General features: G+C 31.5%; 20 protein-coding genes. 16 read left to right on the top strand and 4 right to left on the bottom strand.

The window, feature by feature from the left end:
* Positions 1–96: 96 nt before the first annotated feature.
* On the bottom strand, positions 97–816 hold the full coding sequence (locus AC1EU5_RS11285) for a CAP domain-containing protein (protein WP_480192493.1): 720 nt from the start codon (positions 814–816) through the stop codon (positions 97–99).
* Between the two features lie 109 nt (positions 817–925).
* Here AC1EU5_RS11285 and AC1EU5_RS11280 point away from each other — a divergent pair, with 109 nt between their 5' ends.
* From AC1EU5_RS11280 to AC1EU5_RS11270, 3 genes are read left to right on the top strand one after another with little or no spacing between them, the layout of a single operon-like run.
* Complete coding sequence (locus tag AC1EU5_RS11280; RefSeq protein ID WP_480192492.1) at positions 926–1,312, top strand: PDZ domain-containing protein; 387 nt, start codon at positions 926–928, stop codon at positions 1,310–1,312.
* Positions 1,313–1,337: 25 nt separating this feature from the next.
* Complete coding sequence (locus tag AC1EU5_RS11275) at positions 1,338–1,709, top strand: PDZ domain-containing protein (RefSeq protein WP_480192491.1); 372 nt, start codon at positions 1,338–1,340, stop codon at positions 1,707–1,709.
* Positions 1,706–2,215: a SixA phosphatase family protein gene (locus AC1EU5_RS11270; protein ID WP_480192490.1), complete on the top strand. Its 510-nt coding sequence runs from the start codon at positions 1,706–1,708 to the stop codon at positions 2,213–2,215. Before AC1EU5_RS11275 ends, AC1EU5_RS11270 begins: the two co-directional genes overlap by 4 nt.
* On the opposite strand, the gene AC1EU5_RS11265 is transcribed toward AC1EU5_RS11270, so the two are convergent.
* Positions 2,212–2,625 carry a YeeE/YedE family protein gene (locus AC1EU5_RS11265; protein ID WP_480192489.1) on the bottom strand — a complete coding sequence of 138 codons (414 nt, stop codon included), beginning with the start codon at positions 2,623–2,625 and terminating at the stop codon, positions 2,212–2,214. The two genes, AC1EU5_RS11270 and AC1EU5_RS11265, sit on opposite strands and share 4 nt — an antisense overlap.
* A gap of 3 nt (positions 2,626–2,628) precedes the next feature.
* Positions 2,629–3,186, bottom strand: coding sequence for a YeeE/YedE family protein (locus AC1EU5_RS11260; RefSeq protein WP_480192488.1), 558 nt, complete (start codon positions 3,184–3,186; stop codon positions 2,629–2,631).
* A gap of 56 nt (positions 3,187–3,242) precedes the next feature.
* Between AC1EU5_RS11260 and smpB the strand changes: the two genes are divergently transcribed.
* From smpB to AC1EU5_RS11225, 7 genes are all read left to right on the top strand, one after another.
* Entirely contained in the window at positions 3,243–3,698 is a 456-nt protein-coding gene (gene smpB, locus AC1EU5_RS11255) for an SsrA-binding protein SmpB (RefSeq protein ID WP_480192487.1), read from the top strand.
* Positions 3,698–4,627 carry a geranylgeranylglycerol-phosphate geranylgeranyltransferase gene (locus tag AC1EU5_RS11250; protein ID WP_480192486.1) on the top strand — a complete coding sequence of 310 codons (930 nt, stop codon included), beginning with the start codon at positions 3,698–3,700 and terminating at the stop codon, positions 4,625–4,627. Before smpB ends, AC1EU5_RS11250 begins: the two co-directional genes overlap by 1 nt.
* Positions 4,617–5,198 carry a Maf family nucleotide pyrophosphatase gene (locus AC1EU5_RS11245; RefSeq protein WP_480192485.1) on the top strand — a complete coding sequence of 194 codons (582 nt, stop codon included), beginning with the start codon at positions 4,617–4,619 and terminating at the stop codon, positions 5,196–5,198. Before AC1EU5_RS11250 ends, AC1EU5_RS11245 begins: the two co-directional genes overlap by 11 nt.
* Before the next feature lie 52 nt (positions 5,199–5,250).
* Complete coding sequence (locus AC1EU5_RS11240; protein WP_480192484.1) at positions 5,251–6,207, top strand: transketolase family protein; 957 nt, start codon at positions 5,251–5,253, stop codon at positions 6,205–6,207.
* A gap of 71 nt (positions 6,208–6,278) precedes the next feature.
* A complete protein-coding gene (locus tag AC1EU5_RS11235; RefSeq protein ID WP_480192483.1) occupies positions 6,279–6,914 on the top strand; it encodes an outer membrane beta-barrel protein in 636 nt (211 codons plus the stop codon).
* Between the two features lie 114 nt (positions 6,915–7,028).
* On the top strand, positions 7,029–7,418 hold the full coding sequence (locus tag AC1EU5_RS11230; protein WP_480192482.1) for a DM13 domain-containing protein: 390 nt from the start codon (positions 7,029–7,031) through the stop codon (positions 7,416–7,418).
* Positions 7,419–7,613: 195 nt separating this feature from the next.
* Positions 7,614–8,537 (top strand): FlgO family outer membrane protein, encoded by a 924-nt coding sequence (locus AC1EU5_RS11225; RefSeq protein WP_480192481.1) that lies wholly within the window; start codon positions 7,614–7,616, stop codon positions 8,535–8,537.
* A 39-nt stretch (positions 8,538–8,576) separates the two neighbouring features.
* Here the strand turns inward: AC1EU5_RS11225 and AC1EU5_RS11220 are convergent, their stop codons facing one another.
* Complete coding sequence (locus AC1EU5_RS11220; RefSeq protein WP_480192480.1) at positions 8,577–9,677, bottom strand: hypothetical protein; 1,101 nt, start codon at positions 9,675–9,677, stop codon at positions 8,577–8,579.
* Positions 9,678–10,012: 335 nt separating this feature from the next.
* On the opposite strand from AC1EU5_RS11220, the gene AC1EU5_RS11215 reads away from it, so the two are divergent.
* The 6 genes from AC1EU5_RS11215 to AC1EU5_RS11190 all read left to right on the top strand — a co-directional run bounded on the left by AC1EU5_RS11215 (position 10,013) and on the right by AC1EU5_RS11190 (position 14,852).
* Positions 10,013–10,165 (top strand): hypothetical protein, encoded by a 153-nt coding sequence (locus AC1EU5_RS11215; RefSeq protein ID WP_480192479.1) that lies wholly within the window; start codon positions 10,013–10,015, stop codon positions 10,163–10,165.
* 74 nt (positions 10,166–10,239) lie between these two features.
* Complete coding sequence (locus AC1EU5_RS11210) at positions 10,240–12,165, top strand: tetratricopeptide repeat-containing sensor histidine kinase (RefSeq protein WP_480192478.1); 1,926 nt, start codon at positions 10,240–10,242, stop codon at positions 12,163–12,165.
* Positions 12,166–12,169: 4 nt separating this feature from the next.
* Positions 12,170–12,838 carry a response regulator gene (locus AC1EU5_RS11205; RefSeq protein WP_480192477.1) on the top strand — a complete coding sequence of 223 codons (669 nt, stop codon included), beginning with the start codon at positions 12,170–12,172 and terminating at the stop codon, positions 12,836–12,838.
* A gap of 90 nt (positions 12,839–12,928) precedes the next feature.
* A complete protein-coding gene (locus tag AC1EU5_RS11200) occupies positions 12,929–13,750 on the top strand; it encodes a hypothetical protein (protein WP_480192476.1) in 822 nt (273 codons plus the stop codon).
* Between the two features lie 70 nt (positions 13,751–13,820).
* Positions 13,821–14,285, top strand: a complete 465-nt coding sequence (locus AC1EU5_RS11195; protein ID WP_480192475.1) for a hypothetical protein — start codon at positions 13,821–13,823, stop codon at positions 14,283–14,285.
* 6 nt (positions 14,286–14,291) lie between these two features.
* Entirely contained in the window at positions 14,292–14,852 is a 561-nt protein-coding gene (locus AC1EU5_RS11190; RefSeq protein WP_480192474.1) for a hypothetical protein, read from the top strand.
* Positions 14,853–15,087 lie beyond the last annotated feature (235 nt).

The raw sequence follows: 15,087 nt of genomic DNA, 5'->3' as shown, positions 1-15,087 counted from the left end.
TTTAACAATTTCTTTTACTCTCTAAAGATAATCATTTAATCTTTCAATATATGTGGAAACAAATAATTGAACTCTTTTTAAAAGGTTCTATTTATGTTATAACTTAACAACCTTATAGGCCTCTTTAAAATTCTGGATATACAGTAAATAGATTCCTGCTTTTAAATTGTAAATATCTATGGTAAGGGAATTTCCGGTGAAGTTCATCAAATCCTGATATACTGTCTGCCCTGTAAGCGATACCAGTCGAACGTTTGCTTCAGTTTTATTGAAATTCTTTAATTGTACATTAAATGTATCTTTTGCAGGATTTGGATAAATAGTAGCGGCAATTTCTTCTGGAGTGCCTCCATCTGATAAAGTATTGTCTCCTACCCCAAATATTTGTGTCCAGTAATAGCCATATCTTGAACTACTGTCAAAAGCACGACCTATACCCATTTGATTCACACTGCTATTCAACATATTATTTAAATGACCGCTGCTATTAAACCATTGATTATAAGTAGCTTGAGCCGTAGAATTTCCTGCTGCTATATTTTCACCTCTTGGCGATCCGGCATAACCTGCATCACGAGCCCTTTGCGAAAAATTGGATCCGTTACGGCCAGTATGACTAAAATAGTTATTCATTGCCATATCCTGGGAATGGTTAAACGCAGCCTGGTTGAGTGCATTGTTCAATTGTACAGAGTTAAGCCCCCTGCTCTGTCTTAATTCATTAACCAAAGTCAGCATTTGCACCTCTAAACTCTGGGCATTCGTATTTTGAATGGTGACTGAAATAAAAAACACCAATAATAAAAATAGCCTCATTTTAAAATATTTATAATTAAAAACATAAAAATTAGCATAATAGTATGCTTACTAGAGGAGATTTATTCTTTAAGAAGTTCTTAGTATCTTTATATCTTATTCATTTAGAATGAAAAAAAACATCATTATAAATACACTAATACTTCTCATGTGGGGTTGCAGTGCAACTTCAACAACATCAAATAACGCAAACAATTCTAAAGAAAATCTGGCTGAACTTAAATTTGGTATTAAAGTTGAAGATATTAATGATGAAAATAAAGGTGCTTCTAATCTAAGCCATGGAGTTGTTGTTGAGCATGTATACCCCGCACTTGCTGCCAATAGGGGTGGTATTTTAAAAGGAGATATAATCATTAAATTAGATGATTATTCTATTCTTAACTTAGAGGTGTTTAATCAATTATTGAATAGATATAAATATACTTACGGACAGGTTTTTATGAGCGTATCAAGAAATAATAAAGTTGAAAAGATTGTATTATATTTAGATTAAAATTAAAGAAAGTAAATAGCAACATATGAAAAAAATAATTTTTACATTTTTAATGCTGTGCATAGCTGTAAACATTAGTTTAGCTCAAGAAACAGAGGTAAAAGAAAAGAAAAAATGGAAGTTCGGTTTGCATTTTGATAATTTAAGCCCAGCTCAAAAAGCATTTAATGGTGAGACCAATGGGGTTATCATTAATAAGATTTCTAAAGATCATCCTGGTGAAGCTGCCGGCATTCAGGTTGGTGATATCTTAACACATATTGATGATGTAGCTCTTAAAAGCCAGGATCACTGTGTTGAAGTAATGCGTGATTATGACACCACTAAAGGTTCTGCAATGTTAAAAATTATTCGTAATGGTGTGAAAATGGATATAAAAGTAGTTTTTAAAGAATGAGAAAGTTAAGTGTTCTTGTTTTATTGGGTGTTCTTGTTTTTTCTTCGTTTAGCTTTGCGCAGGAAGTTGAAAAATCAACTTATTTTTTGATTCGCCATGCCGAAAAAGATAGATCTGATACTGAAAATAAGAATCCTAATCTAACGGAAAAAGGGTTGCAAAGAGCTATAAAATGGAGTGAATTGTTATCAGACTATGGAATTGAAGCTGTATACTCAACAGACTATAATAGAACGAATCAAACAGCCAAACCTATTGCTGATAAATTAGAGTTGGAAATTAAAACATACCATCCTTTCAAACTTGATTTTGAAGCCTTTCTCAAAGAGACTCAAGGCAAAAAAGTTTTAGTGGTAGGTCACAGCAATACTATTCCATTTTTCGTCAATCAGCTTATAAAGGAAGATAAATATCAGCAAATGGAAGATAATGACAATTCAAGTTTGTTTATTGTTACAATTGATGGCGAAAATATTTCAGACATAGTCATTAAAACAAAAGGCTAATGAGGTAGTTTATCACGTATTAATCCGTAAATAAACGTACCTAAAATTGCAAATATTATTACTACTAAAATGGGTAGATAGCCTGCACCAATAAGTGTGAACATAGGGCCTGGACAAGTACCAGCTAATGCCCAACCTAAGCCAAAGATGATACCACCAATTAAGTACCTACTGATGCTTCTATTTTTATTTTCAAATTGTATTTCCTGACCGTAGAAAGACTTTATCTTAAATCGCTTTATCAATTGAACTACTAGTACTCCTAAGATAACAGCAGTACCAATAATACCATACATATGAAAAGATTCGAACCGAAACATTTCATAAATGCGGAACCATGAAGCTGCTTCTGATTTATATATGGTGATGCCAAAAAGAATTCCTATTAGCAAATATATAATCGTTCTCATTTTTTAGAATAGTATTGGAAATAATATATGAATCATAAAAAGCCCTCCAATAAAAAAACCAACTACAGCAATTAAGGAAGGTAATTGTAAATTACTCAAACCAGAAATAGCGTGGCCTGATGTACAGCCGCCGGCATATCGCGTACCAAAACCAACTAAAAAGCCTGCTGCTGCTAAAAGTAATAATCCTTTTAAATTAGAGAATACCGAAATATCAAAAAGTTCTGCTGGTAAATATTCTTTTCCTGCACTTTGAAAGCCTAAAGAATTTAGGTGTTCAACTGTAGCAGGGTTTATGTTCACAGCAACAGTATTTGATAAATAATTTGAAGCGAGATAACCACCAAGAATAGCACCTAAAACAACCACTAAATTCCATTTTTGAGACTTCCAGTCAAACTTGAAAAACTCAACCTTTTTATCCGCTCCACATATAGTACATAGTGTTCTTAAATTAGAGGACATACCAAAATTCTTATCTACCATAAGTAGTAAGAACATTACAAATGCTATTAAAGCACCTGAAACGTACCATGGCCATGACTCAAGTATTAATTCCATATTATATCATTTTATTGCCGTAAAAATACAATCAAAATTTAACTAGATTTGCACCCATGCAACCCAATATTAATATACAAAACAAAAAGGCACGTTTTGAGTATGAAATACTTGACACTTATGTAGCTGGCATTGTGTTAACTGGTACAGAAATTAAGTCTATCCGCGCGGGTAAAGCTAGAATTACAGAAAGCTTTTGTGAGTTTAATGACAAGGGTGAGCTGTTTGCGATTAATATGTATATTGAAGAGTATATCAATGGTAATGTATACAACCATAAACCTAAAAGTGAACGCAAGCTTTTACTAAATAAGCGTGAACTCAGAGAGCTGCGAAAAGAAGTTCAAAATGTTGGGTTAACTATCATTCCATTAAAGCTATTTTTAAACGATAAAGGTTGGGCAAAACTTCAAATAGCGCTGTGTAAAGGAAAAAAGTTACATGATAAACGAGAAACTATTAAAGACCGTGATAACAAGCGTACTTTAGATAGAATCAAAAAGAACTTTTGATGCAATTAACCCACTTTCTACAATTGATACGGTGGAAAAACCTATTAATGATTGCATTTATTCAATTGCTTTTTAAATATGTTTATTTCCCGGCATTTAGTATAGAATCAAAGCTTGATATTTTTCATTTTTTACTGTTAGTACTTGCTACTTTGTTGATAGCCGCTGCAGGAAATATTATTAATGATATCTATGACATAGAGGCAGATAAAATTAACAAACCCAATAAATTACTGGTGACTAAACAAATCAGTAAAAAAAAGGCAAATCACCTATACCATGCACTTAACTTTATTGGCATTAGTATAGGGTTTTATATAGCTTACTATGTTGATTACCTATCATTTGTAGCCACCTTTATTATTACGGCCCTACTACTGAATTTATACTCTTCAACGCTAAAAAAGTACCCAGTTATAGGCAACATTGTAGTATCACTACTAATTTCACTAAGCATTTTAATAATAGGTTTCTTTGATGTTATTCCTGTTCTTAATGACGAAAACGGTGTGAAGTCCTATTACGCTTTTGGTGGGTTATTAGACTATGCCGTATTTGCTTTTATGTTTAACTTTTTGCGCGAACTGGTCAAGGATATAGAAGATGTTAAAGGTGATGAAGTATTACATATGAAGACGCTTCCAATATTAATAGGAGATAAGAAAACAAAATATTTCATTTTTTATCTTTGCTTTATTCCACTGACATTTGTTACCTACTATAGCTTTAATAATTTTTCTAGATTACCACTGGTATTGGCGTACATGCTCATTGTAGTACTTTTCCCATTATTATATTTCATGCGAAAAATACTCTATGCTGAAAAAAAAGATGAATATAGATACTTAAGTAGAATACTAAAGGGCATTATGCTTTTAGGCATGCTCTCTATTATTGTTATTTCAATTTCAATGCATTATGCTGGATAAAAAATTTGAATCACATACTATAATTTTAGGCTCTGGTTCCCCAAGAAGAAAAAAAATCTTAGAAGGCTTAGGATTAAAATTCATAATAAAAACTTCAAATGTAGAAGAAGTTTATCCTAAGTATCTCCACGGAAGTGAAATTACCAATTACTTAGCCGAATTAAAAGCGAATGCCTATGATGGGGAACTAGCTCAAAAAGACATTCTAATTACTGCAGATACCATTGTACGATTTAATGGAAAGGTTTTAGGAAAACCCAAAGATCTAGAAGAAGCAAAAGAGATGCTTACTGAGCTTTCAGGAAATGTTCATGATGTCATCTCTTCCATTTGTATTAAAACAAAAGAAAAACAAGTAACTTTTAGTGATACTACTTATGTATATTTTAAGGAATTAGCTAAAGAGGAAATTGAATACTACGTTAATAAATTTGAACCACTTGATAAAGCCGGAGCATACGGTATACAAGAATGGCTAGGTTTTGTGGCAGTAGAGAAATTAAAAGGTAGTTACTTTAATGTTATGGGATTCCCTGTTCATAAGTTCTATAAAGAAATGATGAAATTATAAACCAGAAAAGACGACAATTTTTATTTTTGCGCTTGTTCAGACCATTTATACAATGAAAAAATATACCTACACAGAAAAAAAAGATACACGCTCAGGTTTTGGAGCCGGTTTAGCCGAATTAGGGAGAACAAACCCTAATGTTGTGGCACTTTGTGCTGACTTAGTTGGCTCTCTAAAAATGGATGAATTCATCAAAGAAAATCCAGATCGGTTTTTTCAAGTAGGTATCGCTGAAGCCAATATGATGGGCATTGCAGCTGGACTCACCATTGGTGGAAAAATTCCATTTACAGGCACGTTTGCAAATTTTTCTACAGGTAGAGTCTATGATCAAATTCGCCAGTCCATAGCATATTCTGATAAGAATGTGAAAATATGCGCCAGTCATGCAGGTTTAACATTGGGTGAAGATGGTGCTACGCATCAGATATTAGAAGATATTGGTTTGATGAAAATGCTTCCTGGTATGGTGGTGATAAATCCTTGTGATTATAATCAGACAAAAGCTGCTACTTTAGCTATTGCAGAGCATCATGGGCCTGTTTATTTGCGATTCGGAAGACCTAAAGTTCCAGTATTTACTCCTCAAGATCAAACTTTTGAGATAGGAAAAGCTGTTCAACTTACTGAAGGCAGTGACGTAACCATTGTTGCTACAGGTCATTTGGTATGGGAAGCATTACAAGCATCAGAAAAACTGGAAGAAAAAGGTATTTCTGCCGAAGTTATAAATATCCATACGATAAAACCACTTGACGGCGAGACGATACTGGCTTCTGTTGCCAAAACAGGATGTATTGTTACGGCCGAAGAGCATAATTACTATGGAGGTTTAGGAGAAAGTGTAGCCAGAGTTTTAGCAGAGAGCACCCCTACTCCGCAAGAATTTGTAGCTACGCAGGATACTTTTGGTGAATCTGGAACTCCAGCTCAACTAATGGATAAATATGGTATTAATGCTACAGCAATCATCAATGCAGTAGAAAAAGTGATTAAGAGAAAATCTTAATTTAACATCTTCATAAAGGCATTGGCATTACTTTTGTTATTAAGAAATAATTAACAAAAAAATCATTTATCATGAAGAAAGTATTTTTAACAATACTAGCCATTACCTTTTTCAGCTCTCTTTCATTCGCCCAAATTGACTGGGGAGCAAAAGCCGGACTCAACTACAACTTTGGTGGTGACCTTTCAGAAGTTATTTCAGAAACAGGAAATAACATTGAAAATGTTATTACTGGTGCAGATGGGAAGGCAGGATTTCATGCTGGATTATGGGCAAGAGTGCATTTCCTAGGTTTGTATGTACGACCAGAGTTAATGTATACAAAGTTGAACAACTCTTATGACTCTAATAATGTAAATAATCGTGGTGATGCCGATTTTGAAACGCAAAAACTAGACATTCCTATATTAATTGGTGGGAAATTATTTGGTCCGTTACACATTTTTGGAGGCCCATCATTTCAGTATATCTTGGACTCTGATTTTGGTGTGAATGATGTAAGTGATATTGAAACCAATGATTTTAGTGTTGGTTTACAATTAGGTGCCGGATTAGAGCTAGGAAGATTAGGTATTGATGTTCGGTGGGAAAAAGGTTTTGAGAATGATGCAGATGGAGAGTTTTTAAACACCAACTTTAATGTAGATAATAGACCCAATCAAATTATATTTGGACTATCTTATAGGTTTAATGATAGAAGAGATTGATTTAGAGTCATAGAACAAATTATAGTTGAAGCCTCACATATGTGAGGCTTTTTTATTTCTATTTGAAAGGTAGATCTATTTTGACGACTATAATGAGGTCAAAATAATTATAAAATGAAAAGAACAATTTTTACTTCAATACTCGTGTTATTTATTAGCTTTAGTCTAACAGCCCAAAATGGAAATACATGGGTTAAGAAAAATTATGGCGTCAGTGGAGACTGGTCCATAGAAAAATCAAACGGAAAAACCTATTTGGTACTTGGTGATAATTTTAAAACCTCAAGAGGACCAGACCTTAAGTTATTTATCACAAGGAAATCTGCTGAAGCTGTTAAAAAGAATGATGCTGTTGAAAAATACGGTGTTTTTGTTGGTGAATTGACTTCTAGTAAAGGGAAACAAAAATATGTATTACCAAGTAATATAGATATTAGTGACTTCAAGTCTATTATTATTCACTGTGAAAAGTATACCAAGGTTTGGGGAGCTACGAATATTTAGAATTACATAACACTTTTATAAAGTAATAGCCTCACTTTCATGAGGCTATTTTTTTTCAACATGTAAAATACTGACATGTTAGATTACGGTAAACCGTATTTTACGTTTAAATTAATTAGGTATATTTATAGATTAGTAATTGCTTTAAAAAGAATCTAACAATAAAATTCCATAATTAATTTTAAAAAAAATGCCATGATTAGAAGAAGACTATTTTGCTTTCTGCTTTTTTTTACCTCAATTTCTTTAGTTTTTGCTCAGGATTTTGATTCAAAACTGGAAAAGTTAGCAGAAGGTTTAGCCACAAAAATTAGCAATAGTAATAAGAAAAAGATAGCCGTTTGGGGGTTTATTACTGAGAATGGTGAAAGAACAGCACTTGGAAATTACATAACAGAAGATTTTTCTGTATACCTGACTAATTTTGGAAAGAACTTTGACCTTATAGATCGTAATCATTTAGATGCCATTTTAAAGGAACATAAGCTCAATTCTGAAGGTTATATTGATGAAACTACTGCAAAAGAACTGGGTAAGATCATTGCCGTAGATGCCATTATTACGGGCACTTATACTGTACTAAACAGCATTGTAAAAGTGAGAGCTAAAGTTTTAGATACAGAAACCGCTTTACAATTTGCTGCCAACATGGGTAGTTTACCTATTAATGAAAATATCGCATCGTATTTAGGGGTTAGTGTTAATGGTGGCAATACTACCAATAGAGGTTTTAATACACCTTTAGGCTCAAATGAAACCATAAATAACCCTGATACTGTTGATTCAAAATGTAAAGAAATGAGTACGGGCGACTTATGTTTTAGTAATGTAACTGATGAAAAAATAATTGTTAAAATAGTCTACTATAGGGATGCCAAATATCATCGCCGTACTCAACATAAAACAATAATTCTAGATGCTAAAGAAACAAAGTGTGTTTACAGGTTAATTAATCGACCTTTAAGTTACCATGTTGCTAAATGGTCGGATTTTATAGACGATAAAAAGTTTAGAGGGGTTGAAAACAATCTCAATTTCAGAGCATATAGTAAGTTTCTTAAGGATATGGGAGAATTGAAAGTGGAAACTTGCAAATCAAAAACCTACACAATTAAATAGGTTTTAGAAAAATAAACAGAATATAAAAAATAAGATTTACTATTTGATCTTCTTTAAAGCACTGTTTTCCGCTTCGCTTTCCGTAAAGCCTTGCCCTTTATACATATTTGATTTTGACAGATGATCTAAGCGTTCTCCCTTTCGGTTAAAGGTGTTATAGTCAAGTTGCAAGTCACATATCTTAATACTTGAATTTATTGTACTTGTTCTAAACGACTTCTTTATCGTACCTATACAGATAAGTTCAGAATTGATTCTATCTTTTATTTTTGAAATATTGCCTACCATCATGGTATGAATTTCAGTACCATCAATTCCTTGTAAAGAAATATTATTGTTTAGATTATAAGTAGTGAATTTTTTTGATTTTAAAATACTGGTTGCACTATTATTAATTCTGTTATTCTCATCAAAAATTAATAGGGTCAACTGGTTTGATAAAACTTCTGAACTAACTGAAACATTTGGTTTAATACTCTTCTTAATTGTGCCACCTGAAGGCTTTACTTTTTTAATTTTATCAACAATTTTTTGAAGCTCTTCTTTACTTAACATTGTAAGCTTTTCACCGGTATCAGGATGTTGACCCCGTGTATTAAAATATTCTTTATCCCCAGAAGCTAAAATGGCCTGATAAACAGGTTTACCCTCTTGTAAATAATTTGAAAGTTCCTTTTCATTTAACTTCCTCATTAAATTAACTTCTTTACCAATATTGTAGACATTCTTTGCAACACTATAACCAATAATCGAAATTAAAAGTAAAATACCAATAATGGTTATAAAGTATTTGGCGTAGATATTACTTTTTTCTCCACCATTATTTAGAGTTGGAGGTATTGCTTCAAACTTATCTGGGTCAATATTTTCATCAGTAATTCTATTCTCAACAAAATCCTTATAACTTTTATAACCAATATAATTACACATTAATTGTATACTAGAAAGATCTGAATTTCTTTTCCCTTCTTCATGTGAGATATAGGTCTTGTGCAATCTTTCTACTGTTTTATAGCTTAATTCGTTATCTAACTCATTACTTATATGATTAGATAAAGCGTATACAGAATCTTTATGGCTATGCAAACGCGCTTTACTAAACGCCTTGCCAACAATTTCAGCTATAATTTCATTCTTCATAAATGATAGTAAACGCTAAATAAAACCTTTGTCTAATAATTGTCCGAAAATTGTCTGCTATCTGTCCATAGTTATCTAGAACATCTCAAATAGTTTTGTCACAGAATTAGTTGCAGTTATACCTAGCTAGTATAACAAATGTACAAAACTAATTCTTTCAGGAAATCTGATGTTCTAGCACTTCTAACTGGGAAGTAGCAGTTGCTGAGCATTCAGGTTTCCACTTCCCAAAGCAATACGGAGTACTCCCAAACTCAAAAGGATTTAATCCTTGCATGACTTAGCAATAAAACAGCTGAGCAGCACACCTATTGTAAAATTTTAAGAAAAAAAAGATGAAAAAAACAGTCATATTATTAGCAATTATATTATTAGGTATGAACTTTACTTCTTGCTCTCAAGATGACATTATTCACAGTAAAGAAAATCAAGAGTTAAAAACTACTGGTGAAGATGGTGAGGTTGATGACGGAAGAGGAAATGAATAATCCTTAATTGTGTATGGTCATATTAAATTAATATGACCATATTTTTTTACTTTTATCTTAACTAACCTGTTTTGATGAAAGCTGTAAAAATAATTTGCATTTTATTTATTCTAATTTTGAATTATAGCTGTAAAAAATCTGATGAATCAAAACATCTATTTTTCAACAAAAAAAATTACCTTATTTTCTTAAAGAGTAAGGACAAATCATTAGGTTTTGATAAGAGGTTAAAGTTTACAGATTCAATCTATTTTCTTACTACTGATCGTTTTACGGATTCATTAACATTATCAATAATATATCAAAAAAGTAATCTTCATTATAATTTAAATCAAAAAGACAGCACTCTATACTATGATAGAGTTTTATTAAAAAGAGCCTCTTTAAGTAGAAATAATCTTTACCTGGGCAAAGCATCTACTGCGTTAGCTTATTATCACAAAGTTAGAGGTAATTTAGACAGTAGTTTTTACTACTACAATAAATCAAAAAACCACTTTTCAAAAATTAACGATAGCAGTCAAGTAGGTAGAAGGTTATTAAGCATCGCTCAAATAGAAAAAAATCAAGGGGATTTTATAGGTAGCAAAGAAACCATTACAGAAGCACTTCAATTACTAACTCCTGAAAAAGATGAAAAATACATTGCCTCATCATATAGTGTTTTAGCAACCAACCACCAAGGGTTATTTAACTATGATGATGCTGTCAAATATTACAAGCTAGCAATAAAAACAACAAAATTTGAAAAAGACAAGCTTATATATTATAATAACTTAGCTACCGCATATAAAGATAATGGTGACTACAAAAACGCTATTGAAATACTTAACTCAATAAAAAATGATACGCTATTAAAAAGGAACCCGTTGCAACATGCTCGGGTACTTGATAATTATGCATATACCAAATGGTTAAGTGGGAGCAAAAATTCACTTCCCAAATTATTTGAAGCATTAAAATTGAGAACCAAACAAAATGATAAAAGAGGTTTAATAGCTAGTTACCTACATGTTGGTGAATATTTTGTGAAGCTTGATACTAAACAGTCTGAGTATTATTTAAAAAAGGCAATAGCAGCTTCAAAAGAAATTAATATGCCTAAAGGGGAGCTAGAAGCTCTAAAATTTTTAATACAACAACAACCAAAAAAAGTGCAATATAAAGACCGGTATATTGAGTTGAATGATAGCCTTTATAAAATTGAACTAAAGGCAAAAACACAATTTGCCAAGTATAAATATGACGACAGAATTAAGCAAGAAACCATAGTTAAACTAAACACCGAACAGAAACTCAAAGATGCGGCATTAAATAAGGAAAAAAGGCAAAAAATAATTGCTTTTTTATTAGTAGTTCTAGGTATTGTTTCAGGCGCATTCATATTTTATTTTTTGAAACAGCGTCATAAAAAAGAGAAGTTAAAAGAGATTTATACTACCGAAAAAAGAATTTCAAGAAAAGTGCATGATGAATTGGCAAATGATATGTATAACTTAATGAATCAAATAGAAAGAAATTCTGACTTAAGAAGCCAATCACTGCTCACTAAGATAAATAACCTCTATCTAAGAATCCGTGACATATCTTATGAAAACAGTGAGGTTAATGTAGAAAACAACTATTATTCTACTGAATTAAAAGAACTACTACTTTCTTATGGAAATGATAATGTAAGTATATTGATCAAAGGACTAAATAAAGAAATCTGGCGAAATATAGGCGACAGTGAAAAAATTGTTGTTGAACGTGTCTTGAAAGAATTAATGACCAACATGAAAAAGCATAGTAAGGCAACGGGAGTATTGGTATCTTTTAAAAGAGAAAAGAAGAAAATGGTTATAAATTATAAAGATGATGGTATTGGATTTGGAAACGCAACTAAATATAATAATGGGCTAAGGAATGTGGAAACCCGTATTAAAAATATTAATGGTACTTTTAATTTTGATCTAACAAAACCAAAAGGAGTCTGTATAAATTTCACATTCCCTTTATAACATCATGTATAAAAAAGCATTAGTAGTAGATGACCATGCCAGCGTGAATGAAGGCATTGTAGAGACTTTAAAGAAAAAAGTAGGAATTAAGCATATAGAATTTGCTCAGTACTGCGATAATGCGAATATGAAATTTCAAAGAGCAATACTAGACAAAAAACCTTTTGATTTATTAGTGGTTGATATTGAATTTAAATCAGATCATAGAAAACAAAAAATCAAAAACGGTTTGGAGCTTATTCAAGAATTGAAGTCAAGAAACGCTGATTTAAATGTAATTGTATATTCAGTAGAAAGTAGAGTTTCAAAAATACAAATACTAGTAGAAAAATATCAAATTGATGCTTTTGTTTCAAAAGGAAGAGATGCTTTAAAAGAGCTTGCTTCTGCAATTCATTCAATATATAAAGGCAAGAGCTACTTCTCAAAGGACTTGCGCATGCATCAATACAAGAATAACAATAATGATATTGATGATTTTGACATTAGTCTTTTACAAAAGTTGTCAAAAGGTTTTAGTCAAAAGGAAATTGCTATTCAGTTAAAAAAAAGTGCTGTGAAACCAAACAGCTTAAGTGCCATAGAAAAAAAAATTAATCGACTTAAGTTACTTCTAAAAGCAAAAAACAGCATTCATTTAATTGCTAAAGCTAAAGATTTGGGCTTAATCTAATATTTTATTAACTAAAAACATCTTTTTACGGAAAACCGTAAGGAAATTTCTTTTTTGAATTTTAGGTTTGTTGGTCTAAACCCCTACTCTATGAAAAGAATATGCCTTACTATTAACATGTTGTTGCTTTTTGTCTTATCTAACAATCTCTTTGCCCAGGAGATTATTACAAATGAAGCAATTATTCAGATGAAAGATTTAGGTTTTGATGATAATACAATCATTGAAAAAATACATACATCTGATGTAAAGTTTGATACTTCAATTAAAGCGTTATCTGACCTTAAAAAGGCAGGCATATCCTCTGACATCATATCATTGGTTATGAGGAAGTCTAAACATAATTCAAAATCTAAAACAGGAATTTATTTTATAGATATTTCGGGCAAACAAAAACTAATGCAACCCTCAGTATTCTCAGGCACGAATTCAAACTCTGCTGCTCAAAAATTAGTTTCAGGATTTATCAATTCTAAAAAACGTGCTCAATTACCAAGAACTCAGTCAAATAATATTATAAAGTCAAATAAGCCTGAATTTACTTTCATTTTTGATACATCAACAAGTGAAGTAAATAACTTGCAAAATAGTCAATCAACAGGAAATTCAACTTTTATTCCAAATTGGTGGTTTAGGGTTGCTAGCAACCCCAATGAATTTGTACTTGTAAAACTTACTGTTAAAGAAAGAAAAAACCTAAGAGAAATTATTATTGGTAAAGAGAGTTTAGTTTCTAGTAGCGATGGTATAGATCTTAAACATGCGCTCCCCTTTTCTATTGAAGAAACAGAGGGAAATAAATTCAAAGTCACGCCTGAATCTCTATCTCCGGGTGAATACTGTTTCATCTACCAAGGGCAAGTACCACAAGGCAGAACAAATCAGTCAGTTTTTGATTTTTCTATTAAATAACAATTTATAGGAAAATGAAAATACTTTCATTTTCAAAAAAATATCAAATCAACTTTTAAAAAATTCTATTATGAAAAAAACAACTCTACTATTAAAATTAATCATTTTAACTATTACTGTAAGTATTACAGGCTGCTCCGGTGATGATGAAGTGACAAGAAATAATGAAAGTATTATACCAGATACATTTATGGACCGAGATAATGATGTTCTTGGAGAAATTGAAGTTCAAAATAGGGAAATAACGATTTCTATTTGGGATCATGGTCGAATTGATGGGGATATTGTTTCCATTTATGTCAATGGAAATTTATTAATTGCAGAAAGAACTTTAGACGGACCAGCTAATAAATTTGAAGTTCAGACAACATTAGAATTCAATGGTTATAATTATATACTCTTATTTGCACATAATGAAGGTAGTATATCACCTAATACGGCGGCATTATCAATTAATGATGGAACAAATACCAATGAGTTTATTCTAGAATCTAACTTAGATACAAATGGCACCGTTGATCTAATTGTAAATTAAGAAATGATGAAAAGAACATTATTTTTTCTTCTAATAGCATCGTTTTTTATTTTTTCTTGCGGTAGCGATGAATTAAGTAACTCAAAAGCAAAAAAAATAATTACTAAATGTCTTGAGAATGAACCATTACAACGAAGCACTTTACTTACTATAGGAAAAGCTACTTTTACAAATAAAGATTACGACTTAGATTTATTTCAGAAATATGAAAAATTAGCAAGTCAGGGATATTTAGATATGAAACTTATAAAGGAATTTAAAAAGGGATGGAGAAAGGGTACTAAGGAGTATGCTATTAAACTGAATGAAAAAGCTTTAAAGCATATGGAGAGAATACCAGAAAATGGAAAAAGTGCTAACGCTAAAACATTTAAATATGTAGTTGATAAAGTGTTGGAAGTTCAAGAAATTCCTTCTCGAAATACAGCAAATGTTAAAGTGCAATATAAAGCTGTTGATATTACTCCTTTCTCAATATTTTCTGGGAAAGATCCTTCTGAGTTTTGGGTTGATGACTTAAAAATGACAAAAACTTCAAATGGATGGAAATATTGTGATAACTTCTAAAATTGTCAATTCAAACTACTCGGGATGATCTAACAATAACTATCTTACTAATACTAAAGATAAAAAATAGAAAACCTGCAATTTTCTCTGTAGGTTTTTTTGATTAGATAGCTCGAGGATTATATATCCTTACAAAGCTCCTCCCGATAGGTATCGGGATTGAAAATAGCCCAAACAAAAAAACGCTCAAGCAAGCTTGGCGTTTTTTCTTATTGATCTATTTATTTGTGATCGC

This window comes from Maritimimonas sp. 2405UD52-3, assembly GCF_056591715.1.
Note: the sequence above shows the minus strand (reverse complement) of the source record. Positions and strands in the feature narration are given on the sequence as shown.

Bases quoted from the DNA above. Each gene is read 5' to 3' on its own strand.
- AC1EU5_RS11225 (WP_480192481.1), top strand. From the start codon at position 7,614: ATGATTAGAAGAAGACTATTTTGCTTTCTGCTTTTTTTTACCTCAATT.
- AC1EU5_RS11280 (WP_480192492.1), top strand. From the start codon at position 926: ATGAAAAAAAACATCATTATAAATACACTAATACTTCTCATGTGGGGT.
- AC1EU5_RS11210 (WP_480192478.1), top strand. From the start codon at position 10,240: ATGAAAGCTGTAAAAATAATTTGCATTTTATTTATTCTAATTTTGAAT.
- AC1EU5_RS11245 (WP_480192485.1), top strand. From the start codon at position 4,617: ATGCTGGATAAAAAATTTGAATCACATACTATAATTTTAGGCTCTGGT.
- AC1EU5_RS11265 (WP_480192489.1), bottom strand. From the start codon at position 2,625: ATGAGAACGATTATATATTTGCTAATAGGAATTCTTTTTGGCATCACC.
- AC1EU5_RS11275 (WP_480192491.1), top strand. From the start codon at position 1,338: ATGAAAAAAATAATTTTTACATTTTTAATGCTGTGCATAGCTGTAAAC.
- AC1EU5_RS11235 (WP_480192483.1), top strand. From the start codon at position 6,279: ATGAAGAAAGTATTTTTAACAATACTAGCCATTACCTTTTTCAGCTCT.
- AC1EU5_RS11260 (WP_480192488.1), bottom strand. From the start codon at position 3,186: ATGGAATTAATACTTGAGTCATGGCCATGGTACGTTTCAGGTGCTTTA.
- AC1EU5_RS11200 (WP_480192476.1), top strand. From the start codon at position 12,929: ATGAAAAGAATATGCCTTACTATTAACATGTTGTTGCTTTTTGTCTTA.
- AC1EU5_RS11205 (WP_480192477.1), top strand. From the start codon at position 12,170: ATGTATAAAAAAGCATTAGTAGTAGATGACCATGCCAGCGTGAATGAA.
- AC1EU5_RS11195 (WP_480192475.1), top strand. From the start codon at position 13,821: ATGAAAAAAACAACTCTACTATTAAAATTAATCATTTTAACTATTACT.
- AC1EU5_RS11250 (WP_480192486.1), top strand. From the start codon at position 3,698: ATGCAATTAACCCACTTTCTACAATTGATACGGTGGAAAAACCTATTA.
- AC1EU5_RS11220 (WP_480192480.1), bottom strand. From the start codon at position 9,677: ATGAAGAATGAAATTATAGCTGAAATTGTTGGCAAGGCGTTTAGTAAA.
- smpB (WP_480192487.1), top strand. From the start codon at position 3,243: ATGCAACCCAATATTAATATACAAAACAAAAAGGCACGTTTTGAGTAT.
- AC1EU5_RS11230 (WP_480192482.1), top strand. From the start codon at position 7,029: ATGAAAAGAACAATTTTTACTTCAATACTCGTGTTATTTATTAGCTTT.
- AC1EU5_RS11215 (WP_480192479.1), top strand. From the start codon at position 10,013: ATGAAAAAAACAGTCATATTATTAGCAATTATATTATTAGGTATGAAC.
- AC1EU5_RS11190 (WP_480192474.1), top strand. From the start codon at position 14,292: ATGAAAAGAACATTATTTTTTCTTCTAATAGCATCGTTTTTTATTTTT.
- AC1EU5_RS11285 (WP_480192493.1), bottom strand. From the start codon at position 816: ATGAGGCTATTTTTATTATTGGTGTTTTTTATTTCAGTCACCATTCAA.
- AC1EU5_RS11240 (WP_480192484.1), top strand. From the start codon at position 5,251: ATGAAAAAATATACCTACACAGAAAAAAAAGATACACGCTCAGGTTTT.
- AC1EU5_RS11270 (WP_480192490.1), top strand. From the start codon at position 1,706: ATGAGAAAGTTAAGTGTTCTTGTTTTATTGGGTGTTCTTGTTTTTTCT.